13 protein-coding genes and 4 pseudogenes are annotated in these 25,110 nt (G+C 56.4%); 10 read left to right on the top strand and 7 right to left on the bottom strand.

The window, feature by feature from the left end; genetic code table 11:
• Nucleotides 1-37: 37 nt before the first annotated feature.
• Nucleotides 38-999 (bottom strand): annotated as a pseudogene (locus B0G80_RS45000) (IS30 family transposase).
• A 71-nt stretch (nucleotides 1,000-1,070) separates the two neighbouring features.
• Between B0G80_RS45000 and B0G80_RS44995 the strand changes: the two are divergent.
• Complete coding sequence (locus tag B0G80_RS44995) at nucleotides 1,071-2,498, top strand: IS4 family transposase (protein WP_116124142.1); 1,428 nt, start codon at nucleotides 1,071-1,073, stop codon at nucleotides 2,496-2,498.
• A 233-nt stretch (nucleotides 2,499-2,731) separates the two neighbouring features.
• Here the strand turns inward: B0G80_RS44995 and tnpA are convergent, their stop codons facing one another.
• On the bottom strand, nucleotides 2,732-3,166 hold the full coding sequence (tnpA, locus tag B0G80_RS44985) for an IS66-like element accessory protein TnpA (RefSeq protein WP_116124141.1): 435 nt from the start codon (nucleotides 3,164-3,166) through the stop codon (nucleotides 2,732-2,734).
• A gap of 150 nt (nucleotides 3,167-3,316) precedes the next feature.
• On the opposite strand from tnpA, the pseudogene B0G80_RS44980 reads away from it, so the two are divergent.
• A pseudogene (locus tag B0G80_RS44980) lies at nucleotides 3,317-3,499 on the top strand (transposase); the annotation flags it as partial.
• A 2,132-nt stretch (nucleotides 3,500-5,631) separates the two neighbouring features.
• Here B0G80_RS44980 and B0G80_RS47740 read toward each other — a convergent pair.
• Nucleotides 5,632-5,913, bottom strand: coding sequence for a hypothetical protein (locus B0G80_RS47740; protein WP_258879299.1), 282 nt, complete (start codon nucleotides 5,911-5,913; stop codon nucleotides 5,632-5,634).
• 298 nt (nucleotides 5,914-6,211) lie between these two features.
• Here B0G80_RS47740 and B0G80_RS47735 point away from each other — a divergent pair, with 298 nt between their 5' ends.
• The 3 genes and pseudogenes from B0G80_RS47735 to rfbC all read left to right on the top strand — a co-directional run bounded on the left by B0G80_RS47735 (nucleotide 6,212) and on the right by rfbC (nucleotide 9,072).
• Nucleotides 6,212-6,514: a hypothetical protein gene (locus B0G80_RS47735; protein ID WP_258879298.1), complete on the top strand. Its 303-nt coding sequence runs from the start codon at nucleotides 6,212-6,214 to the stop codon at nucleotides 6,512-6,514.
• 553 nt (nucleotides 6,515-7,067) lie between these two features.
• Nucleotides 7,068-8,160 (top strand): annotated as a pseudogene (locus B0G80_RS44960) (IS5 family transposase).
• Between the two features lie 363 nt (nucleotides 8,161-8,523).
• Nucleotides 8,524-9,072, top strand: a complete 549-nt coding sequence (rfbC, locus tag B0G80_RS44955) for a dTDP-4-dehydrorhamnose 3,5-epimerase (RefSeq protein WP_116124140.1) — start codon at nucleotides 8,524-8,526, stop codon at nucleotides 9,070-9,072.
• A gap of 439 nt (nucleotides 9,073-9,511) precedes the next feature.
• Here the strand turns inward: rfbC and galU are convergent, their stop codons facing one another.
• The 3 genes from galU to B0G80_RS46330 form a co-directional block, all read right to left on the bottom strand.
• Nucleotides 9,512-10,393: a UTP--glucose-1-phosphate uridylyltransferase GalU gene (gene galU, locus B0G80_RS44945; protein ID WP_106286094.1), complete on the bottom strand. Its 882-nt coding sequence runs from the start codon at nucleotides 10,391-10,393 to the stop codon at nucleotides 9,512-9,514.
• A 663-nt stretch (nucleotides 10,394-11,056) separates the two neighbouring features.
• On the bottom strand, nucleotides 11,057-12,055 hold the full coding sequence (locus B0G80_RS44940; protein WP_116124138.1) for a GlxA family transcriptional regulator: 999 nt from the start codon (nucleotides 12,053-12,055) through the stop codon (nucleotides 11,057-11,059).
• Between the two features lie 29 nt (nucleotides 12,056-12,084).
• Entirely contained in the window at nucleotides 12,085-12,666 is a 582-nt protein-coding gene (locus B0G80_RS46330) for a hypothetical protein (protein ID WP_181920242.1), read from the bottom strand.
• 2,330 nt (nucleotides 12,667-14,996) lie between these two features.
• On the opposite strand from B0G80_RS46330, the pseudogene B0G80_RS44920 reads away from it, so the two are divergent.
• The 4 genes and pseudogenes from B0G80_RS44920 to B0G80_RS44900 all read left to right on the top strand — a co-directional run bounded on the left by B0G80_RS44920 (nucleotide 14,997) and on the right by B0G80_RS44900 (nucleotide 22,287).
• Nucleotides 14,997-15,562, top strand: a pseudogene (locus B0G80_RS44920) (phosphatase PAP2 family protein).
• Nucleotides 15,563-16,926: 1,364 nt separating this feature from the next.
• The gene (locus B0G80_RS44910; protein ID WP_116124135.1) at nucleotides 16,927-17,922 is read left to right on the top strand and encodes a GlxA family transcriptional regulator; all 996 of its coding nucleotides are present in this window, start codon (nucleotides 16,927-16,929) and stop codon (nucleotides 17,920-17,922) included.
• A gap of 1,242 nt (nucleotides 17,923-19,164) precedes the next feature.
• Nucleotides 19,165-21,417, top strand: coding sequence for a YjbH domain-containing protein (locus B0G80_RS44905; RefSeq protein WP_116124134.1), 2,253 nt, complete (start codon nucleotides 19,165-19,167; stop codon nucleotides 21,415-21,417).
• 138 nt (nucleotides 21,418-21,555) lie between these two features.
• On the top strand, nucleotides 21,556-22,287 hold the full coding sequence (locus tag B0G80_RS44900) for a carboxypeptidase regulatory-like domain-containing protein (RefSeq protein WP_116124133.1): 732 nt from the start codon (nucleotides 21,556-21,558) through the stop codon (nucleotides 22,285-22,287).
• A gap of 839 nt (nucleotides 22,288-23,126) precedes the next feature.
• On the opposite strand, the gene B0G80_RS44890 is transcribed toward B0G80_RS44900, so the two are convergent.
• Nucleotides 23,127-23,732, bottom strand: coding sequence for a hypothetical protein (locus B0G80_RS44890; RefSeq protein ID WP_258879297.1), 606 nt, complete (start codon nucleotides 23,730-23,732; stop codon nucleotides 23,127-23,129).
• Nucleotides 23,733-23,825: 93 nt separating this feature from the next.
• Between B0G80_RS44890 and B0G80_RS44885 the strand changes: the two genes are divergently transcribed.
• Nucleotides 23,826-24,173 (top strand): MarR family transcriptional regulator, encoded by a 348-nt coding sequence (locus B0G80_RS44885; protein ID WP_106286102.1) that lies wholly within the window; start codon nucleotides 23,826-23,828, stop codon nucleotides 24,171-24,173.
• Nucleotides 24,174-25,110 lie beyond the last annotated feature (937 nt).

Genomic DNA, 25,110 nt, shown 5'->3' with positions numbered 1-25,110 from the left:
CGCGGTCGGACGGTTACGAATGTTTAGAGTCTTGAGGTTAACTCGCTGATGCGAGGGTCGCGGCGAAGGCCTCGAATGATGAATGGAAGTCGTCAGTTGCACGAGGCCGGCTATTCAGACTGTCGGCCATGGCGTCGAGTTCGTCCTGACTGTAGACCGAAAGGTCAGTGCCTTTCGGCAGATACTTTCGCAGCAGCCCGTTGGGGTTTTCGCAAGTGCCGCGTTGCCAGGGGCTGTGCGGGTCGCAAAAGTACACGTTCACGCCAGTTGCGGCAGTGAGCTCTTTATGCCGCGATATTTCTTTGCCCTGGTCGTAGGTGAAGCTCTGGCGCAGTGGCGCGACAATCGAATTAAGTTGGCGGAGAAGCCCACCAGCGCTGAAGCGGTGGTGGCGTCTTCCATCTTTGCGAGCAGCACTAAGCGGCTGACCCGTTCAACCAGAAACCTACCGGGGACTGGTTGCCAGCCCCCTGATGAAGTCGCCTTCCCAGTGTCCGGGCAGCAGCCGGTCCTCGATTTCGGGCGATCGCACACGAATACTGACTATGTCGGGAGTCTGTCCGCGCCGGTCTGTGCCCCGTGTACGCGGCATGCGCGTGCTGTGGCCACGACGCAGGCAGGCAGTTCGCCGCGCGGCTGCGCGTAGATGGCCGTGTAGATGGCTTCGTGCGAAACCTGCTGGGTCGGGTCAGTCAGATACAGGCGCTTGAGTGTGCACGATGTCTGCTGGGACGACCATTTCCACTCGAGCAGAGTGAGAAGGATACGCCAGCAGACGCTTTGCAGGCAAAGCTTTGTGGAACGGCGGCCCGCGCTGCGGCGTGCGGCGCTGAGCACTTCAGCAGGCAACGATGCGTAGCCTGCAGGAGAGCTGTTTCGCGTCAGTTCATGGTTAACGGTGGCCGGCGAGCGCCCAAGTATCCGTGCTATGGTCCTGACACTCGAACCCTGCAGATGCAGGCTTGCAATGACGAAACGCTCTGTAAGCGGCTCACCCAGCTTGCAATTACCCACAACTCTGGCGCGAAACCTGGTAACCTGGCCTTCGTCATATTTCGTGTGCGAGCGAGATGGTCGGCAACCGACAGGCGGACGAACGAGCGTGGTTCGACAAGGAAGTCGAGGCGGGCGAATTTCAGGATGCAAGACTACGCAAGCGGTTTGGCATCGTGCTGGAGCGATTGTGGTCAGGCATGGGCCAACCGATTCCCTTCGCGTGTCAGGATTGGGCCTCAACGAAAGCCGCTTACCGATTCCTGTCCAACGATCGGGTCAGCGAGCAGGACATCCTGAGCGGTCACTTCCAGGCGAGTGCCGATCGTTTCAAGGCGACGCAAGGCGCCATTCTCGTGCTTCAAGATACGACGACATTCTCGTATCAGCGGGAGCGCCCAGAGCTTATTGGCTACACAGGCAAGACATCTGTCCAGCGGGGCAAACATGGGCTGTTGAAACCGCTAACGCAATGCGGCATCCTGATGCATTCGAGTCTGGTTGTCACCCCGGAGGGATTGCCGCTCGGTCTGGCGGCGGTGAGGTTCTGGACTAGAAACAAGTTCAAAGGTACTACCGCGCTGAAGCGGCACATCAATCCCACGCGGGTTCCAATTGAGGAGAAGGAAAGCTATCGGTGGTTCGAGAACATGCGTCAGTCAACAGCGCTGCTCGGCGAACCGGTGCGTTGCGTTCATGTTGGCGATCGGGAAAGCGACATTTACGAACTGTTTTGTACGGCGCACGATCTATGCACATACTTTCTCGTACGAACCTGCGTTGACCGGCTCGCGGGCGATGGTCAGCACACCATTGCGGACGAAATGGAACAGGTTAAGGTCAAAGGAGTGCACCGTGTCAAGATTCGCGACGCGAAGGGGCATCCGATGACAGTGACCCTTGAGGTCCTCTACCAGCGAATGACAGTGTTGCCGCCCATCGGTAAGCAGAATCGTTATCCGGCGCTGCAACTTACGGTGATTCACGCGCATGAGCGTGAGGTGCCGCCCGGGCGCTCCGGAATCGAATGGAAGCTGCTGACCAACCTCTCGGTCCGATCACGTGCCGAAGCAATCGAGAAACTCGACTGGTACGCCATGCGCTGGAAGATTGAAACCTTCCACAAAATTCTCAAGTCCGGGTGCAAGGCTGAAGACTCGAAGCTGCGCACCGCCGACCGACTTGCGAACCTGATTTCAGTGTTTTGCATCCTGAGCTGGCGCGTATTCTGGCTCATCATGATTAGTCGGTGTGCACCCGAGGCCCCTGTCGACGCGGCGTTCACACCAGCCGAAATCGATTTGCTCGAGCGTGTGGTTTCTGACTCACCGCTTACCACGCAGGCACCGCCGCTCTTGCGAAACCTGATCAAGGTCGCACGACTCGGAGGCTATCTCGCACGCGCCAGCGACCCGCCCCCGGGCAATACAGTTATGTGGCGCGGCATGCAGCGCCTTACAGACATTCAGCTGGGATATGAACTCGCCCTGAACAGAAGTGGGTAATTGCAAGCTCACCCAGGCCGTTCATCCACGCGCGTGCGCGTGAGGCACGATGGTGATCTGGACTTGTCGGTGGGAGTGGGGGCCGGTGGACTGGCTGGCTTGCGTAGCTTGTCGGCCACACGCCAAGGCAGTAGCTCGCGCTGTTTGCACCTTTGCCCCTAGTCCCTGAAACCCTGCACGCATATCGGTGACGCCCGCAGCGATCCAGATTCGCGTGCCTGCCGGGAGGGAAATCATGAACGCAGACTCCCCAACACGATCCGCAAGATATCGGCATCGAACAGGCCGTCCAGCTTGAATACCGCGCGACCGATCCGGATCTCGATCGTGCCGGCCGGTGCTGCAGGCTTCGTGTCGTGCGCTCGAGGTTCTACCTGAGGCGAAGCAACGACCTCCGCTGCTGTGTCGCTTACCAGTACGACCAGAATGAGCCCATCAGATCGAGCTTGCTGATCGGCCAGATATTTCCGCCGCCACGTGAACAGCATGTTCGCGTTGATGCCGTTCTCCCGCGCCAGTTTCGCGACCGACACACCCGGCTCGCAAGCCGCTGCTGCCAGTCGCTCACGAAGCTCCCGTGTGTAATTCGGGCGGCCCATCCGGGTACGCGGCTTCTTCTCTTCAGACTGTGACAAAGTGATGCCCATCAGATCGGAAACGATGGGCATCACTTTGGTGTCTCTCTCTCAATCACCGTCTATAACGGCCGGCGCGAGCCGCTTACGACGCTTCAGCTTGAAGTTGCTGGTATGGAGTTCTTTCGTGCACCGCAACACCTTATACGAAACGGTGTTGCACTTCAGATTTGAGGCCGTCCTATGTTTCCTTTGTCGAAGACGTTGCGATTCGGCATATTTCGGCAATCGACGAAAACATCACCGCCGTTCGAGGCAAAGGTGGCACTCGCGGCGCTCAAGGGCGACAAGACCCTGGCAGAGCTGGCCCAGCAATTTGATGTCCATCCGAACCAGATCCCAGACTGGAAGAAGCAACTGGAGGAGCGGGTTACCCTATTCCTCGCCACGCCACACCGAGTACTCCGGCGGAGCGAATCGCGACGTCACGTGCACCATGCACGCATGATGAACCTCTGCTACGACCGGAGACCGATACTCGAGGTGACCAGATCTGCCAAAGGCTCCTCCGAGAGCGTTTGCGTCGAACTTGACCGTGGACATACTGAGCAGCCGCGCCGCGAGACACTGAGCCTCAGTAGCCAGCGATACGCGGGCCAACAGATCGATCCGCTCGTTCACAGACATCCAGAGGTGGGTTGATTCAACCGCGTGTTCCGCCGTTAGCCATTTTCCGGTGAGATGATGTCGAATCACTTGCGACACGACGAGATACGTCAACAGTTCTGCGTGCGAGTTAGGATCAGGGCGAGTTGACCAGGACATGTTCAATCAATTGGATTTTCTGGATGACACGTGAGGCACGCTACACGTTGCTCTGCTCGTGCAATTTCGTGTTACTGTCAGCCGCCCCCGCCGTGAAATGCGACATCCCCTCGCAAATTGGCCGCGCAGGTGGCAAAGATTTCGATTACGGCCTTCGTACGCAAATCCGGCCTCAAACATGCAAAGAACATTTCGGCCTGCGTTCTGGCGTCTCGCGTCCGCAGCGAAGTTCGTTCCAGCTTTTCTACAAGATGCTGTGCGCGGCATGCCGGCGTCACGCACTGCTGCCAGTCAGCTTGCCGCCCGTTCAAGCGCAGGTAAGATCGATTAGATTTGACCAACTAATCCGCCTTCAACCATTGACCGGCTTTCTGGTGCATAACGAGTTGCGACGCCATCGGACATGAGGCCGAAAAGCGTAGTGCAGCCCATTGTCTCGCTACATGGATTGCGCCGTGCTGGCTGTTAGATCCCGCGACGGATTGTGCTATGGCCAATCTGACCGGGCCCGCCAAAACATTGAAACATTCCGCCGATCATCGAAATCCACGGACGGGCAACAGAGGCTACTGCATCCCACGCGATCCCGCACCGTGTCGCGGATCGGCGTAACGGCGCGGGGGTTGATCGCTGTAATGGCGCCAGTTGCAAATCGTGTCAAACGCGGATTCGAACGGCGTCGAGAACGCGGTTGCTTGCTCGATTTTGCAACGGCGATTTTACCGTTTTCGGGCGTCGGCCTAAGATAACGAAATCGCTTGCCCTTTGATGACGATGCGGTACCCACCATGGTTTAGCCCGTCGGGCGGCGCATCGCCCCATTCGCAGAGATCGAGATTGGTCAGGATGGTAGCCGCCCGCTCATACCTGGTCGCCGCCAGATCGTGGAAGTCTTCGTCGCGTGACGCGCAGGCGTTTGAGCGCGAAGTCGTCAACTAATGTTGCCGGCAACAGAATCGATGATGACGCGGCCCAGGCAGCCGCCGATGCACTCGAAGGTGCGGCGGTGGCTGCGTAGCGATGTCTCGACAGTATTGCTCAGCACGACCTCGGCTTTTTGGTGCCGGGACCGGCTGAGGGTCATGACGAAGTATCACATGTTGATCTGTGTGCCCGATTGATGTGCAAGTACCGGCCCGGCGCCGATTATCGCCCCCTCCTGTACGCCGGTCGAGGACTGGCGCCACCACTCCGATCCTGCGCCTACGCCTACGCCTACGCCTACGCGCCAATCATCATGTGGCACGCGTTGCCTCAAGGAAGGATGTTACTTCCGGCAGATTGTCGTTTTCCGATTGCTTTGCGGTGAAGGCTGGCGCGGCATAGCGGGGGCCACCCAGCATCGCGTCGACGTCACCGAGTATCCGGCTCACCAATTCTCTGGCACGGTCGATCTCCTTGCTTTCGCGCGGCGCCTCAGCGTGCGCAATTCGGCACTGGAATACATCGCCGCCACCAACGCGTCGAGACGCTCATGCAGTTTCCTTGCTTTGATGTCTCGCTCGGATTCGAGTCGTTGCTGTATTGCCCGCCACGTGCGCTTGAGCGAATCTTTTCGGCTGCGCCACGTGTGGAGGATCCCGGCCTGCCGCTGGTGGGTTGGTCTCACCTCGCCGTCCCGCGACGCCGTTCCAAGGCTGACGAGGAATTCCCCGCGGGTAGCGCGATCAGGTGTCTCCGTCCAGGAGAGCGTGGTGCTGCACTCGCTGGATTTCGCAACGTGCTGTCGTCCTTCACACATTCGGCCCAGGGGATCCAGTGGGTCGAGCGTCCTGAATCACCCTCGGAGTTTGCGTCTGTTTGCCTCCTGCACTGAGGCCGATAGCAGGAACGCGTTCGAGCGGCGTCAGGGGCGCTTCATATCGCTTCGTGACCTTCGCGCCGTCTCGTGCCTTCGATTTTAGCTTGAACGACTGCTGGAAGAAATTGATGTAGAGCCGCGACACCTGATAAAGGGAAGCAAGTGCCGTTGCCTCGGGGCCTCGTAACCTGCCATAGCCGATCAGACGGCGCACGATGGCACCATTCTTCTGCCCTACCCACGCCTGGTCGCTCTTCTTGTATGCGCGCGATCGCGTAAGCTCGGTACCCGTTCGCTTTGTAGAAGAAGAACGCAGTCTCATTCACGAAGGCGGCATCGTTGTCGCAAACTAGTTCCGCAGCGGGAACGGCACCGCTCGGATGACCTTCTCGGTGTGCTCCACAACGAATGCACCGCTATGAAACGACATGGCCAGACATTCTGTCCACCCGTCGAGTTATCCGTCTTTACAGGCAGCTCACCAAGTCGCCGTCAATCCTAGCGTCGCCGCAATGCTGAACGAAATCAACCTCGAAATAGCCGGGCAGTGGATCATTCCAGCCCGAGAAGGTTCAGATCGGCACGGCGCGGCGATTAGCACTGCCGACTCCATTGGCGCGCGGGCGTTGGCCGCCGAAGGCCCGCGTGCGCAGGTCGTGCAGCAGCCGGTCAATGGCGGCGGTTCTGATTTACTGAGCCGCGGGATTGGACCTTCGAGCGACAGCCGGCCATGCCGTGTCATCGAGTCGATCAAGCGTCGGATGAGTGCTTTCAGCCGCTCTGGCAGATCCGATCACGGACCTGCCAGAGCGTGATCAGCGCGGCTTACAACTCGTCGTCCGGCGTCGCTGACGGCCGCGTTTCGCCTTTGTTGACTGCACAGTACACAGATCGCATCCTTTCGATGATATCCCGTCAACTCAATAAATTCGTTCAGTATCTCCCACTTCTCATTCCGGTCAGAACGGCGGTACTGCTCACCGATTCCCTCAGTCAATTCCTGTCGTGGGGTCGTGCTGAGCCGACTCGTCATAAGTGGATCCCGCCTGCATTCGGATGGGTAGCAAATTACATGAGGCAACTCCCCCCACTCCGTAACAAAAAACCTAAGTCAATGCGGGCATCGATGCGCTTATTCGAGAACGGCACGATAATGCTGATCAGTGACACACCGCAACAAATAGCCGGATTTTCTGCCGCTCGAGAGCATGAATGTCGTTTTTCGCCAATCTTTTGGCGACCAGGGATAAACCGTCGCTAGTATCATTCACGAACTGCTAGAAGGTTGCGGAAATACTTCGCGTGGAAGTCATCGCGACAGATGGTAAACGCGTTGATGAGAGAAGCTCACCCTTCCCCCAAGAGATCATGCGCGGCGGCGACACGTTTACCGAAAGTCTGTTTTCCGTGCGCAAGCTTGACGATTTCGTGCCGGGTTTCCACCCTCTGCACTCAATTCGCATCATGGAAAATGAGACACTGGCGAAGATGGACCTGTTGTTTACAGGAATGTATGAGGCTGACATCAAGGGCAGCCGCCCGAGTATCGCGCTGGAGAAACTGCTGCGGGCCTTCCTGCTGCAGGTGCTTTACAGCATCCGGTCCGAGCGCCAGTTCATGGAACAAACGCAATACAACCTGCTTTTTCGATGGTCTATCGATGGACGATTCAGTATGGGTGCCGACGGTGTTCACGAAGAACCGCGAGCGTCTGATCCGTCACGATGCGGTGGTCGGATTCTTTAATGAAGTGCTGTCCATCGCGCAGAAGAAGAACTGGTTGTCGGGCGAGCACTTCGACGTGGGCGGCACGCTGATCTGGGCGAGGCGGGACACAAGAGCTTTGTGCGCAAGGACTGTGACGACAGGGATAACGACCGTGGTAGCGGCGAGGGCGGCTTTAAGGGTAGCAGACGGAGCAACGAGACGCACGGGTTGACGACCAATCCCGATGCACGGCTTTATCGCAAGGGCAAGACGGGCAGTGAACTGCGTTTCACGGGCCACACGCTGACTGACAACCGCCATGCGCTAGTGGTCAACGCCCGCGTGAGTCGTGCTGACGGACATGCTGAACGTGACGCGGCCAAGGTCATGACCAATGATGCGCGGCAAGCAGCGAAGGACGCGGCTGCATAAATCACGCTGGGCGCGGACAAGGTTACGACGCACAGGACTTCATCGAAGCCTGCCAGCAAATGAACGTCACGCCGCACGTGGCAGAGAACATATCGGTCGTCGTTCAGCTGTGCCCGACGCCATCGCGCACAGCGTGGGCTATGGGATATCGCAGCAAAAGCGCAAGTTGATCGAACAAGGCTTCGGGTGGGCAAAGACCGTGGGCCGTATACGCCAGGTGATGGCTCGCGGGTTGGAAAAAATTGACCATATGTTCGTGTTGAACATGCCCGCATACAACCTCGTGCGCATGCTCTCTTTGGGGCGGGTCCGCCCGCAGTAGCAGAAATCGCGGTAATCGGTCGGAAAATCCACCTCAAGCCGTCGAAAAAGGAGTTGAATTGGCGTTAAAATTTCGCCATCCCGAAATCTTCGGCGGCAACCGCTCAGCAAGATGGAAGTTGCTTCTGCTGGGGTGTATTTCCGCAGCCCGCTAGGGTATTTTTGCGCGGTTTTTCCGAAGGTAGCCACGACCGGCTTCCATTAGTATCGCAGCGATCCATAACAGCGCACCGAAAAGCTCCCCCTGCAGCCGCTCCCGCCAGAAAGTGATCGCTCCTGACGCGGCGCTGCCCCATAGGTCGAGAATTACCACTCGCAGCACATTATGTTGAGGGTCCTCGGTCCCTCTTTCCACTCGTCACACATGGCAAATCAGGTTAAACACACGGCGATTCGCGATGTCAAACTAATCGAGCCACGTATTGTTTCCGACATGCGCGGCGTTTCGTTTGACAGCTTCGATCAAGAGGACTTCGACCAACACGTGGCGCGTGGTTATCGTTTTGTCCAGGAGCGTCACTCTGTGTCGGCCCAAAACGTCTTGTGTGGCCTCCACTATCAAATTCAGAGTCCGCAAGGAAAGCTGGTTCGGGTTATAAACGGCGAACTGATGAACGTGGCGGTCGATCTGCGACGTTGGTCGCCCACCTTCGGGCGCTATGTTAGCGCGCGGCTGTCTGCGGCGAACTGTCGTCAGCTCTGGATTCCGCCGGGCTTCGCGAACGGGTTCCTCGTACTCTCCGACGTGGCGGAAGTGTTGTGCAAGACGACCGAAAAACGTCTGCCGGAGTACGAACGCACGCTGCAGTGGGATGACCCCGATATCGCCATCGAATGGCACCTGAGAGATGTGCCCATCACGTCCGAGCGCGACTCTGTGGGTACGCGCTTTAGCATGGCCGAGGTGTACTGAAAAGGGGCTCCATTCGCGCGACGATGACCCTCCTCCGCTAACCGATGAAGCTCCCCCAACCGCCGCCATCACGAACCAGCAGGATCTCCTTAGCCGTGTTGAAAGAGCGCTTGCTACCTATTAGCGTGACGTCAATATACCGGTGAATACATCGAAAGCTGACCGCCATCGCCCATACCACAACGTCGTGTCGGCCGAGAATCTTGGTCTTCAAAGGTCCCTGCATGCCCGGTAAGTATGTTTCTGCCCGATCAGACGCGACGCGGGAATCAAGCGCATTTCCTTGCAAGTTGGGAAATGACTATTGCCGGACATGCTGGCTAACAGTCTAGACGCCAAAAAAACCTGCCGAATAAATGAAAATCCCACATTCTGACTCAGTTCCCACATGCCGAAGCTTATCAAGCATATGAGAATTGAGTCAGAGCCCGGGACGATTTCAGATCGGCAGCAGAGACAAATGCTCTTCAAGGTACGCACGAAACTCGACACGTACCTCAGGATGCCGCAGCGCAAATTCCACTGTCGCCTTCAAATATCCGATTTTACTGCCGCAGTCAAAACGCGTACCGCGATACTTGTATGCTAGCACTTGTTCATCGGCAAGCAGTGACTCGATTGCATCCGTCAACTGGAGTTCCCCACCGGTACCCGGCTTTATTGCGCGCAGATGTTTGAAAATGCGAGGCTTCAGCACATATCGACCCACAACACCGAGATTTGAAGGCGCCGCGCTCGGCTCAGGCTTTTCAACAATACCTGACATCTTGATGATCGACTCCTCCCATTCCTTGCCGTCGACGATTCCGTACGATTTGGTATCCTGCACCGGGATCTCCTCAACGCCGATCACCGAGCTATGGTAGTGATCGAACACCTCGATCATTTGCGTCATGACGGGGGGACTGCCATACAGAAGGTCGTCTGCGAGAATCACGGCGAACGGATTATCACCTACCAGCTTCTCCGCGCACAGTACTGCGTGCCCGAGGCCGAGCGCCTCCGACTGGCGTACGTAAAAACAGTCGACATGGCTCGGCTTGATGCTGCGCACCAGTTCGAGCAGCTTGTCCTTGCCACGCGCTTCCAATTCCGCTTCGACTTCGTACGACTTATCGAAATGATCTTCGATGGCCCGCTTGCTGCGGCCCGTGACGAAAATCATTTCAGTGATACCGGAGGCCATGGCTTCCTCGACGGCGTATTGAATCAGCGGTTTATCGACAATCGGTAGCATCTCCTTCGGGCTAGCCTTCGTGGCGGGGAGAAATCGAGTACCGAGACCCGCTACTGGAAATACTGCCTTTGTAACTTTTAGCATGAGGAACTCCGAAAGTCATTAAATACGGTCATGTCGCGATTAGGTCCCCCCTGCACTAGTGATTAGCACGCAATGCTAGGCGCAGCGACGGAACCCGTTAAGCCTGTGGGAGAGGTTCAACGCGTCAGACTTGAGACCGGTTGGTCGGTGGCGACCACCTAGATTCAGCGGATGTCGCTCACAGCAGGCAAAACACTGGCGCGAGAGCATAATGCCTTAGTTGTTAACGTCGCCCCAAACGCATAAGCGTTTCAATTTTGGCTGAGCCAGCCCTAATCACTACATTTTCGTTAGCTCAGCTTCCCTCGCCCGCGATCTTCGCTTCGGTGCCGAGCCGTTACCGCAACTTCCATCCATTGTCCTTTCTCAGGTAATTAACTGGTCCGGATGAGTAACCTGAACATCTCCTTATCCACCAATCTCTCTGCGAGCTGACACCGAAAAATCGCCGATGAACCATGATAGACAGATCGTCTGATCTACAATTCAGCAGATCGGGAATGATCGAGACCTCAACACCTATGGTCACGACACTTTTACATCAGTTGTCCGAATTTATAATTCTTCTGTCAATGGACATGTAGAGACCGCAAAGCTAGCTACGTTTCCCAATCGCAATGTCATGGCATGTCTTTGAAACGGCCGGAGAACCGCCTTTCCTGTTTAAATCTGCTTGCTCATACGATACTCAGTGGGCGTTGTCGTCAGATGCTTGCGAAAGAGTTTCGCTAGCCGACCGCCACTTCCAATACCGCAATGACGCGCCACCTTGTCGACTGGAAGGTCCGTTTCGACAAGGAGGCGACAGCTCATATCAAGCCGTACGTACAGCAGGTACTCAGACGGTGTCACGCCCATCTCAATCTTGAAACGCCGGAGGAAATTTCGATCGCTCATACCAACAATCTGCGCTGCCTCCTCGATCGATATAGGACGGTGCCCGTTCGTTTCCAGCCATTTTGCCGACGCCTTGATTTTCTCGCTCACGCCAGCCGAAGTATTCTTGCGCACAATCCCCCTAAACGGGGAACCTGTAGAGGGAGCGACCCGGTCAGCGATCTGGCGAGCAATTTCAACCCCAAAATCATCCTCAATCACCGCGATGGCCGTTCGAAACAGACTAGCGGAAGCGCTCGAAGAGTCGTTACCTGAACCAGTCCGCACGGTTTCCCACGTGCGGTCGTCGAAGCGCTTAATACCATCATCGGCTGCCTTCCCGAAGCAGGCAGCTTCGACAAGCGCCCGCCCTTCGCCGATTGGGAATACGAGATCGCCGCGCCAATGTGCCCGACGAAGCCACGCAATCAAGTGTTCATCGCGCAGAGCATCACTCACCCCTCCGCCACCGGCAACAAATAAAGCGTGAAAGCGCCCCGAGTCGCGCTGTGCTTCGATACCCTCGGTCCAGACGAGGACCGATGAAGAACTCGCGATGCTGCCCCCCCCTGCCGATAACAAAATGACGTCGTAACTTGTCGTGCCGCACGGCTCGACCGCAGTGAGTCCATTCGCCGACTGGAATACCTCCGCGATCGATGCGGCGTCTGGAAGGGCAAAGCCACTGAATAAAACGATGCCTATACGCTTCTTCGCGCTGCAGGTCTCTGCCATGATGTGAGGTCCCATTGCGCTTTTGCGGCTGGCGACTGAAGAATGCTCCATCGGATTTTCCCCGGAAATTGGTTGCCCGCTCAGACTTGCTTTGAGTCAAATTTGGGGTCTGGACTGATCGTACATAAGGATGGACTGCGACGCATTTTTCTGGCCGAATCGATCAATATGTTGGCGGGTATGATCAACCCTTTAGGCGACATGTACGGCGCGGCGCGCTGCGGCGGGAAATTCTTCGGTTTTAGCGGGAACGGGGACTTCAGGCAGAATGGGCCGAAGTCGTCGCCCACGCAGTAGTAGTAGTAGTTCGCCATCGCGCTGCCATCGACCGCCCGCGGATACCTAACGCCGGTGCATGCATATTGGCGCCGCTCGGTGCGCACCACCCGCGCCTTCTCGCGGACGCGCCCAGCGTACAGAATCCCTTCGTCGGCGTCGAACCGCGACTTCCAAAGTTGGAGTGGCATTTGAACTTCGCCACCGGGCGCCGGCTCGCAGCAAGCTTGCAACGGCCTCTCTTCTTTCCTGTCGTGCCAATCTTCACCAATTTCGCATTGAAGCTCGTTGACCCGGTCTAAGCTGAAATGGCAGGAATCGCCGTAACTCACGCAGCGTGTCACGGATGCCGCTTCCCGGGCAGAAATTACGCCGGCGTCGAACATGCACTCGTGGTTCACGCGACGTAGTGCAAAAGAGTAGAGAGTGCTCGGATCCGTCTGGCGCTGAACTCATCGATAGGAGAAAGGTCGCAAACATGCACGTCACGTCCGCCCCAAAAGAACCGGCGATTCAGCGCCATGCTCGCATCGGTTGAGGGTGGTCATTCAGCGTAACGAACACTCTCACGGACATGCTGGCTTGCAGCGAGCGATGTGAAAGGCGTATCCAAAGCACGTCGCTAAGCTTATCTCGTCGGACATCGGGACATTTCCATCGAGCACCACAATGTCGTAGTTGAAAAATGGTGCATCAATGTTGTGCAGACCAACTGATAAGACAATGACAGTGATTGCTCGAATTCGATTTCTTCATCGTTATCTATTCGCGCCGCCGTTGCATGATTCCACAGAACGAAATGCCGACTATCTGCATCACCGACAGCGGCGAGTAGCCCGCGGCTACGAGATCAGTGTCACATTTGAACGTCTTAGTGGTTCTTGTCCGGACGACACCTTTCCACGTCACGTTCAGTCAACATTTTGACTCAATCCGCCACGAATGTCCGCTGTCTACTTCGAACGATTAAACTCCGCTTCGGTCTTTCGAGGAGGCGCCTCTCTGAGGCAACCCCGCCCCTCGATTTCGCCTGCCGCCCCCTCGGACGGCAGGCATTTTTTCTTGAACCGCCAGATTCGGTTCGCTACCATAACGTCAACGATGTATAAGTTCATATTGCGTACGGGTACATCAAAACTCTTCTTTCGAGCTTCCAATATATAAGTTACGCGCAACAGGAGGTTGCCATGAGAATTTATTTACTGCCGGCAGTGATCAAATTTGTGAACCACCCCGTCGTATCTTTCGCTTTTCGCGCCGACGTATGAAGTCCGGCACGCAGATCGATTTCGCTGCTCAGTACGATCGTTCCCATCTGACTTCCTGCAGATGAGGCATTTCATTCTTTCCCCATGTCTCGTCAGGTCGCGACGATAGGATCGCTGTCACTCTCCGTTTAAAGTGAAAGCGCGGCCGTAGTTGTGCGAGACTACTCAGTAGAAAAATTGTTTATATAAACGAATGGGGCACGTATGGACGAGAAAGTGACGTATGTGTACGAGTACACTGGCGGCTTTGGCACATACCGTACTACCGGGTTGCGGATGATACATCTGCTTCCCCTTGTCGGAGACAACGTTATCATGGCGGTCGATGAACCGGGGTTCGATAGCGTTCTAAAGGTGAAGTCACGGCTCTTTGAGTACGACAAGAGGGGTTCATTGACTATCACGTTTAGTCTGTCTCATACAATCGCTTAAGATTGCCAGGGAATCCCCCGAGGCGATCGGCGCGTATCATAGTTCGAAATGTATTAGGCGCGATGAAAAGTGGCGGACAAGGCCACGAATTTGACCGAATCCGGCAATGAAACGGGCCGCCGATAGCCACGCAAAGCGCCAATATTGAAGTATCGGAGTGAAGGAAAGTCCGTCGGGAGCGGGGAAGACACCGAACACTCTGAACTCAAGCGCTTCGATAGAGATTCCCAACAAACAACCCGAAGAGTTTTCGTATTGGAGGCCGCCGGACGGCGCGCAACTCGTTTACAATTTGTGCGTGGTCATAGAACGCGCAGTTCACCGCCACCAAGTCGCACTCGACGGAATCCGCTAACATTTCGACGGAGACAATCAGATTGGAGGCTAAATGCTCTGCCTTGAGATCTTCGATCTCGCGTGGCGTTAGCTTGATGCGACCGCCTGCGCGACAGGGGCACTCATTCTTTTGCGCTTCTGTCAAGCAACAGCTCGCCTACTAAGCATTGCGTGTCGAAATCCGTCTGCGAACCCTATCCCCGATGACACAGCCACTCGATTTTGGCCAGCTTGGGTCCGCGGAACTGTTGACCTATCTCGTCGTGTCACAATTGAAAAAGCATCATGCCACCGGTAGATGGCTCAGGGTTGAACACCTGCTCGAAGCTAGGCGTTGCTGGACGCGATCCAACAGCGGCGACATTAACTGGCCGCAGCGTTTGACGCTAGCCAGGCGGGCGCAGCAATTGGCGGAACATGTAGCACGGGTATCGGAGATGACATTTGACGCGAAGGCCGTAGCGAGCATGTTTGTTGACGTGTATCCCGACTTCCGGTCTCCAGCCGTAACCAAAATTTATCTCATCTGCGCGGCCCGGCTTCAGACCCACTAGGTGCCCACGCCGGACAATCCTACCGCGTTGCTATTCGACGACTTCGGTGCTTGACTAGGGCGCCTATCGCGAATATGGCACCCTCTGCCTAACCATTCACCTCGCGCCCACCGGGATTTGAGCACAATGTGGAATGCAATCAGCAACTTTGGCGACGCCGCAGTAACTCTCCCGCTGGCAATGGGCTGCGCGATATGGATTGCTGGGTCTGATCGGCGGGCGGCTGCATACTGGCTGATTTCTCTGTCAGTGGGCATGGCGGTCGTCGGAGCAACGAAGATCCTTTACGCCGGATGCGGCATAGAGATCAGTGAAATCGGTTTCCGCGTAGTCAGCGGACACACGATGCTCTCGTCGGCCGTGTGGACGACTTGCATCGCACTGGTTCTGCGTAGTGCTGGACGTTCGTCGGCCGGCATAACCCTAGGCCTCGCAGGGGGCGCCATCATTGGCGCAGCTCGTGTATTCGAGGAAGCCCACACGGTGTCAGAGGTCATCGCAGGTTGGGCAATTGGCTCGGCTGTCGCTTTGTTCCTCGTGCGCTCGCTGGACAAATCGCACGTTCAACTACGAGGAACTGTTGTCGCGGCCGTGTCACTTCTGCGGTGTCGGGGATAGCATATGGACATAACGCACCTTTACAGTCCCTTATCGACCAATATTCACCTGCCATCTGCAGACGCTTCCACTAAACCATCCTTGCAGCGCGTTTTCATGGCGCACGCGGGGCTACCGCCGCTTCTACTGCTCAAACAAAAGCTGCCCTAAGGCCATCTGATCGGGTAGCGAGGAGTGTAAAAGAACCGCCTCAATCGGCGGTCTTGGTTAAGCGTTCGATAGACCAGAAGTCAAACTCCCTCTGATCGTCGGATCGCTCATTGAACTTCATTTCTTGCTCTTCGCTCGTAGCCGATGATTGGATCATCTCAAGAACGCGGCCGATACGGATTCTCAGCGACAGTACCGAGTTCCGCCCGAAACTCACGCAGCATTTCGTTCTGTCGCCGTCTTTTAATCTTGCTTATCTGAATTAGCTCGAGGAGTTTCCCATTGCTCTTCGCGAGCGGAAAGGAGATATTCTTCGAGCTGAGTCACCTGAATTCCCACGGGCAACCACGGTCGAACTTGGACAGCTCTTATATTTTTTGGGACAAGTCGCACAACTGCGACCGGAGCCTCTTATGGTACCCCTCCTGCCTCTTGCCGAACATACAGTTTGAATGCGGGCGCAATCTATCGAATTTTCCGACTTACACAAGAGCCGAGCCAGATAACGACGGCTGGCGCATCAAAGATGGGCGCATTATCGGTTGGTCGAATACGCGCTTATGATCTGCAGATCCCATGCCGTAGTCGCCGCCCGCATCGAGGAAGCGGGCAGCGGCTACGGCATGGTTTGCCCGAAACTGCCCTGCCAAACCTGCGGCCTTATGCACCGCATCCCTGGATCGAGGCACGTCGGCGGTACAGATGCTGGAATTGCTCACCGAGCATGTCCGAGAAGATCAAGTCGTGCACCGCGTCTTCGGCCATATTCGGCTAGCGCGCACCGATGACTGAGTCCGCGGTTTCGCAGGAGCTGTCATCAATTGTCTGAATGTCTTGTTTCTGCATGATCGCGCTAACAGCAAACGGCCAGCGTATCTAGGTCTGAGACATGTCAGCCACCCTCCACGTGGAACGATCAAGCCTCCGTTCCACCTCTCGTAATAAGGCGGAAAGCACTAGCGGCAAAGTACCGGCATCAACGGTCCGATGATTTTCTTTATATCATTCAGCATATAAGCTAATTCAAAAGAGGCCCTATACACTCCGTCTCATTTGCCCAAAATTATGCCTCGCTAATATTCTATATCGTTCCGCACCATACCGCGACTCACCCGACATGAATACGCACCATGTTCATGTCGGGTGAGTCGCTCAGTTTCTTAAAATTCCAATGCTCAGTTCGATCACCATGCAATAATGACGTCAGAATCATTTGTGTAACATGTGTTATCAAAATAAAGAAAGTTTCGAGAGAAGGCCTTTTCAGGTCAAACATTCCGAGGGAAAAATGGAATCAGTGCATACTCTGCCCCGCTGCTCGCGGCAAAGTACGGTGATGACGCAGGTAAACGACATCACTAGCGTCGACATAGCGTTGTTCAATGGTTTTGCTCTGCCAAAGGTTGCAGCGATTATCGAGATCTTCCAGAAGGCAAACGCACTCGTTGCAGCGCAGCGATCGGCCCGCACACGCTACGACGTTTCATTGCTGTCGGCGTCAGGTGGTCGCATTGCGAGTTCGTCGTCGGTGTTCGTCTGGACAGATAGCGTTGACTCGCACCGCGGCACAAATGGCACGCATCTGCTCTTCATTGCGGGCGGTGCGGGCGTGCAGTTCGCGTGCCGCGACGAACGCCTTGGCAACTGGTTGCGCTGGAGGCACCCGTTCAGCGAGATCGTTCATCCGATCGCGGAGGGACGGCTGCTTCTGGAGGTGGCCGGACTTCCCAGCCGGTATTGCCCTCTTCTGTATGGCGGCACCGAAGCGCACGGTCTTTATCAGACAAGCAAGCTGGGTGAAGCGCCGGCCGCCGTGGCGACAGCACTACGTGTCGTTGAAGAGGACTTAGGACCAGAACTGGCGCGGCTGGTTGCCGAATCCGTCGCGCCGGGGCACAGGACTTCCTTTAACTCGTCAATCGCCCGCAACGCGAAGTCGCAAGTCAGTGAAAAAATTATGGCCTCCGCGCGCTGGCTGGAGGCTAACGTTGAACGCCCCATCTCAATTGACGACGCAGCTCAGGTCGCAGTAATGAGCGAACGCAACTTCCTGCGGCGCTTCAAGAGCGAGATCGGTACGACGCCTTCCGACTATCTGCTTCGGGCACGTTTGAACTTGAGTTGCCGGATGCTGCTCGAATCGCGTTTGCCTGTCGACAAGATAGCCCGGCGCTGCGGTATCGGCAGCGGCGCCCAATTGGCCAAGCTGTTCAGAAAGTATCTGGCGACGACACCGAGCGACTACCGGATGCGCAAAACGACCCCTCAGAGTGGTTCGTCCTGAGTGTCTGCGGTGCACTCGACTTGAATTCGACATGAAGGCGCATTGCGCGAAATTTTCGGTTTAGTCTCGAGCGGTGCACTCACAATTGCGCATCACGGTGCTCACTGCCGTTGGGTTCGAGAGGCGCACGTCACGCACGGCTCAGGATGTTACACCTTTAAAGTCGGCGTTTTCGCTTTGGCCAGAACAAGTAGTTCTGCCGTCCTCTCTCATCAGGCGCCAGCCTGACCTTTGCATATACCCGTCATCCAAACGATGTTCTGGTTGACTCGCGAAGCGCGGCCCAGTCATCCTCGGAATAAAGCCCCCCTCGTCCGGTGAGTGGGCACGTTCTTTCCTCGGCCATCTGCAACGTTGAACCGTTTGGCAATGCATTAGCCGAGAGGGTATCGGGCGTCTCTTGTCGCTGCAGAGTGCCTGATAGTGTCGCCGGCGGCGGTCACCGGCCACGCCACAGAAAGGTCGCATTCTCACCTGACGGTGACGCAGGATCGCTTAGTAGAACGCGCACCAGGACCATGAACGAATCTACCAATTGGCACCACACCAATTGTCTGCACGGACGATTCGGGGACGTGTCGCTCTCGTATATGGCTGCATTCGCCAACATTGGGTCTCATTCCGACACGCGGTGTCGGAAATTCAAATTGTTCTATAGGATCGACCCCGGTGGCTAGATCTCTTCAGTGAGGGCACAGACATTTCAACGTTAGAGATCTGAGGGGAGCCATAGATCAGGAGGCGGAGACGAGTGGTGGGCGACTGTTGAGATTTTTGCTACAGAAAAGCGCCAGGTTGCGCTCGTGCGTTTGACAAGTCTGCAGCGTCGAGGCGGCCTACAAATCGATTGGCTGCTCGCACGTGCCGAGCAGGTCGGTTGCAAATTCACAAGAAGCGACGTGTCGATCGACTCTGCGTTGCCGGGGCTCGCGCTCGTTAGATACGCTTGACGCTCACGACGACGTTCTACTTTTTCAGCAGGGTCGACCCGACACCGTTTATGCGGATGCCGTTGGTATCTCGCGCGGGTACCGAAATTTTTACGCAGTCCGACATTGGTCTGTTTGCAGTGTGAGAGCCACGCGCGGCCATATTGCGCACCTTCGTGCCTACTGACGAAATTCTCTTAGTCGAAAGAAGTTAATCGCGTGGAAAACGCAATGGGTGGATCCGTTCTGTCGTGTGATCCCAGCTTTGTTGCTACGTCCGTCAATGGCTTCAACATGAAAGGGACTCTGCAGATTGCGCATATATCGACCTCAATCCGCGCCGCAAGCGCTGGCGCTCGGCGCTGTACTGGCATTTTCTGCGTCGGCGCACGCTGTCGACCCAGCCCTGAGCTCCCTCGGCCAGGCAGGCGGTCTGGTGATCCCCTATGCGTTCCCATTGCCGGAGGGCGTCGGCGAGGGACAGTACAACAACTACATCGACCCCCGCTACGGTACGCAAGCAACAGGCTCTCAGATCTACTGGGGTGCCGTCGGGCTCTTGCCGTACGTTGAGGTGGCCGGCGGTTTGGCGAACTATCCCGCGGATGTGCCGACTAGATACGCCGGACAGGATCATTTTATCTTTCGTCATTTGATGGCCGATGTCAAATTGGCAGTCCCGCAGTTCTTCAAATATCAGCCGGCCATCGCGTTCGGCATGACCGACATCGGTGGTCAAACACATTTTTTTCGCTCAAAGTACGGCGCGGTATCACAGCCCATTGGGCCGCTCAACCTGACAATCGGCTATGGACAAGGCGATCGGCTTGATGGCCTATTCGGAGGTGCCCAGTTGTCGCTCTGGCAGACGGGACTATCGCTGCTGGCTGAACATGACTCGAAGACGCCCTACATAGGCGTACGTTATCAGTCGCCCCGCATTACGTGGCTAGCCGACGCCAACGTAATCGCTACGATAATGCGTGCGGTCAGGTCGACAGACGGCGTATCGCCGCGGACATCGATCTCGGTGGGCATCCAGATCCCGTTCGGCGAGCGGTTCAATTCACGGCGCTGCACAGACGGTCTGTGCGATGGCACCAACGCTCAGATGCAGCAGGGACCAACCGATGCGGACGCAAGCGAAGCTATCGTGCCGCGTAGCATGCAGCCGCTTCTCGAGCCACGAGCTGTGGAGCAGCCGGATCGCGTTGCCGGAGAGGCGGTTCCATTTGTGCCGCCGCTGCGATCCTATGCGTCGGTCGTCGTAGCCAATACAACCTCTGCGGTGTCTACTGAGCACGCGCCGGCCATTTCCGAGTCGCTGGACACGTCCGCGCTCGATTCGATTGCCACGGAATTGTTTGCCGCAGGTCTCGAACGCGTGCGCGTGGGAATCAGCGGCCGGGATCTCATCGTCGAATATGAGAACCACCGGTACAACCAGAACGAGGCTGACGCGCTTGGCATCGTGCTGGGAGTGGCGAGTATCAATGCACCGCGTGACATCGAGCGAATACGCGCAGTAGTCAAGAAGGCCAACGAACCGCTCGCCGACATCGCCGTCGATCGTAAAGCCTATGCACATTTCCTCGCCGGCGGGGCACCTTCCGCGGCAAGTGCATCGATGACGATGCGAACGCAGCCGACTTATGACCCGGACTCGATTGCATGGCATGGTGATGATCGGCGTCATGGACTCACGCGCATTCAGATCTCGCCCGTGACGAGTTATCTGTATGGCACCGAGTACGGAAACTTCGATATTTCTTTCGGGGCGAATATTCAAGCATTCGTTCCGCTGTGGCGTGGCGCTGAACTGTACGCAAGCTACATCGCCCCCTTGTACAACACGGCGAATATGGACAATCACCGGGTGTTCAGCCAATACCGCCTGCGCGGCGGCCTGACCACTACGGCGTTGGCTCAAAGTTTCTGGGTCATGCCGGGAGTCCTGAATGTGGCCGCCGTAGGTAAGTTCAATTACCACTACATTGGCATCGAGAACGAAACAACTGCCTTCGTCCCTGGCCGGCCGGATGTCGTGCGAGTACGTCTCGCCTATCTGCATCAGGAGCCCGGTGAAGATACGCTGTCGCATCAGGAAAACGCAATGATCACCTACCGATGGGTTCAACCTTCGTGGAATCTATGGGTTGAAGCTGGGGTGGCGCGTTATGTGGGGGGTGACAAGGGTCCCCTTATCACGCTGACCCGCTGGTTCGACGATGTGTCTGTCAGTGTTCATGGCGAACACAGCGGCCGGGGAAGCTTCCTCGGTGCAAGCATCAGCTTCCCTCTCACGCCGCGTCAAGGTATGAAACCGGGTATTACTCAAGTAGACGGGGCCCAGGCGTTTGCGCTGGATTTCCGTACACGCGTTGGCTCGACCAACTACCTGTCGCCCGGTGTAGCAGAGAACCTCAACTTCCCGTATAGCACGGGCCAATATCTGCTGAACCAAGGACGTTTTAGCGCGGCATATTTTTCGACGCAGATGTATCGCATGCGTGACGCGTATATCCGCTATGCGCGACCGGACAATGGGCCGCCGAAGCCGGATTGACATGGCAAGCCGACCGGTTCCTCGACAGCTACAAAAATGGCGTTGTGGCTTGACCGTGAAAGCAGTTAGCAAGAGGTAGCGACAGTGCAGGCTTATCCGCCTGCGAAATTATGAGTAACTTTCTCTCGGAGAAGTACCATGAAACTAGTTGATACCCGCGCGTGGCGGGCGCTGCAGTATGGATCGATTGTGCTCGCGAGCAGCACGCTCGTCGCATGCGGAGGAGGTGGCGATTCGCCACGTTCGACTATCAAAGGAACGGTAGCAGTCGGCGCTCCGGTGGCCAACGGGGCCATCCAGATGAGCTGCAAGAATGGCTCCAGCAACGCGACTTCAGATTCGAACGGAGCATATTCGAGTACGTTTCACTTCGACGGCCCATGCCTGCTTACGGTCACAAGTGGTTCAATCGTCCTCAATTCATTTGCCGCCGGTGCGGGGACATACAACATTACGTCGCTTACCCAGCTACTCTTGAGCTATCTGGCTGGACAGCTCGGCACGACGCTCAACGGTCTGATTGCCGGCATCACGACCAATTCGACCTACCAGAGCGCGCTGACGAATAGCACGGTGATAGCAAATGCAGAAAACGCGGTGGCGCGACTGATCAAGAGCATGTATGGCGTAACGTTATCAACAAATTCGTTCTTGACTATATCGTTCACCCCGGGCCAACCAGGGGCAGACGCGGATCTCGACGCCCTGCTGACCGCCGGTGCAATTACGAGTAACGGCCAACCCACCGCAGCGCTTGCCAGCGCGGCGCTCGCTGCGGGCGCTGCGGCACCGATTTCAGGCACCGGTGGCTCATCTACCCCGACCGGCGGAACAGGCGGAACGGGGGGAGCCGGTGGAACCGGGACGTAGAAAAGATGGTGCGCGATGAGGCTTGCAAGCTCGTTCCCACTCCGGAGTAAATCGAACGGGGCCGCGGGCTACGCTCGATTTTTGACGAGCGTACGCCTGCACAGTACGCTGCGAAATGTTGACCGGCTGTTCAATGGCGACGCACTTCAATCGCGAGGTCATCGTCCTGCTCGTGCGTTGAGAAGCGCCCGCAACTGACGTCGTCGCGCACGAGTTGCCTGACGTCAATTCCGGCGCTGGGCAATCGGACATAGGTTTCGACGAGAACACTTTGCCTTTGTCTGTCAAGCTCAAGCAACGATTCAGGTTCGGGCGGGCATTCGTGGTTGTACTCTGCCGTGATGCGAGGCCTGTGTTGACACCTCGCTACAATCAATATCTGGCGGAGCATTGCAGTTCAGCTTGTCCATCCGCGCCGGGACTGCCGATCATCCCGGACGAATAGATTCGATGGCAGCAACTAATCGGCCCTTGCCATACCAGACCGTCAATCAGGCTGACACGCAGACGTCACTTTTTGCGTCACAGCCCTTCAAGGCAGATTTGCAATCGTCTGTTCAATTTGTTATGATTTTTATAGTGACTTGCCTGGCAAAACCGTCGCAAGTAGTAAGGGGCCGGTTCCAACGGGTCGTACCGGCAGGAGGCATCGACAGGCTACCCCGTTGCCGATAACCGACACGCGCGTCACGTACGTGATGATGAAGACGCAGGCTAAAAAATACTGTAAATGCACCACCCGCGAACGAATGGAAAAGCCAGCCGATTCGTGACTGCAATCCGACCCGTCAAGAGTGACAACGGACAGCTTTGGTTCTGCATGCCCCTGCGCGAATCAGTCAGATCTGTTTGCGCCGCTCGCCCGGGGGCACCTCGTCTCCGTGGTCGACTATCGAGTCGGCTTGTCGTGTCGTTGGCAATACCGCTAGCATGCCTTTCATCGTGTAGAGCATGATTAGCGCGCCCGCGAAATCGCCTACGAACATGGCAAAAAGACGCTCGGCGATGTTCTCCGTGTCGCCCTGCAGAGCAAACCAGATGTGATGCAGAAGCGGATTCACTACTGAATATGCGAAGGCAAGAACAAGAAGCCGCTTGGGCGTGAGATTCGTCAGCGACGCACGTAGTTTGTAGCGCTCCAGCGCAAGCCGGTAGACCGCATACGGCGCCACCGTCGCAATGATCCCGCCCGCAAATGAGCGAACGGGGTCTTGCGGAAAGAAGTAAAAGAAGTCAACCAGCCAACTCGCGATGAGCAGGCCGATTGCGCCGTCGCCGCCTAACAGCAATGTGCTCAGAAGCCGGACACCGGATGGCAAGTAAATCCAGTTCACACCACGCACGAACTCAGTGTGCGTGAAGATTTCCTGATTGATCCATAGCGACAGCATGAAGACAACCGCGGTGCCGACCACCGACCAGAAATGCAAACGTAAGCTAGACATCGAGGTAGAATAGAGATCGCCCGGATCGACTGTGCAGCATCATAGCCCATCCACCGGTCAGCGTGCGACCGACCCTGTATTTGAGCGTAATCCATGACGCGCCCTGCCGACCTCTACCTCCGGTTTCTGCAACTTGCCGAAGCGCTTCGCGGCCTGCCTTCGCTGCCCTTGCTCGACCCGCTCGAAGAGCGGATTCTGGAATTCGTTGCCCGCGCTGCCCAAACCAAGGACCGGCTATCCGTCAGAGACCTGATGGGGGTGAGCGAACTCGGCTCGCCGGCCACTTTGCATGCCCGTATTACATCCATGCGCGACAAGGGCTGGATCATGCTGTCTGACACCGAGGACGCACGGCGCAAACAGATCGAACTTACGCAAGCCGCTCTGCGCCATTTTGACAAGCTGTCAGAGTGTCTCGTGAAGGCCGCAAAGAACGCTTAGCGTCCTGTCTCCTCTAGAAGTCCTCGGTAAATTGCACACGGGCAAGCCCTGATACCACGCCAGGTCTAACTACGGACGCTCGTTGGTGCAGACAGCTATCAAAAAATATCGCGCAGGCCGGTTGCGAAACCCGTCTGATTGCTCCGACCCGGTAATGCAATTGTCGGCGCCGCTCACTTTGTTGAATCGATGGTGCCGCATGCTTCCAGGGGGTTGCAATAGCGAATACTCCGCGCGCACCGCCATCATATAGCAGCTACTCGAGGCAGGGGTGCAGCCCGTAGTCGTTGCATTGCGCATGCATCCAATAACTCGAATATTGCCGCAACAAAAAACCCACCCGCAAGCACGCATATCTTGCAAGCTCACAGCGACATCGTTATACTTTTTATAACACAAACCTGAGAGAGCTTACACAGATGGAAAGCACCGCGCCGACCGGCATATTTGTCGCGGCACCGCGTATTGGCAGTCGGGTCGCAGGTCGGTGGCTAGCGTCTTCTCCAACATTTCAAGACTCCTTGCGGCGCAGCGAAACATCATTCGGAAAACTTCCGCGACACGCAAGAATGGCTGCGCTCAAACGCACGACGGGAGACGCAGTGCGGGACCCGACTGCCGCGACAGTGCTCGATGACGTTGGCGCGTCGTATGTGGAATTGTCCACATGCCTCGTAGAAGATGCCGTTGAGTGGTATCTCGCAGCGCAGACAGACAGTGCAAACTCGCATACCGTCCGGAATAGCGAATTGCTTGATGACGTCGTCGAACAGATTGCAGGCATAAGCCAGCCTCACGTTGCGAGGCCGCCATGCTTACTTCGACCGGGGCAGGGTATTTTCCTTGACGGCTGGATGCGATTTTTCTCGTATCGCGCGCGAGGCGACAGAACTATTCCCCTGCTTGCTATCGACTGGAAAAGTTTCCAGGAACGTCT

It is taken from the genome of Paraburkholderia sp. BL6669N2, assembly GCF_003387275.1.
Lineage (GTDB): Bacteria > Pseudomonadota > Gammaproteobacteria > Burkholderiales > Burkholderiaceae > Paraburkholderia.
This window is presented reverse-complemented; position numbering and strand designations above follow the sequence as displayed.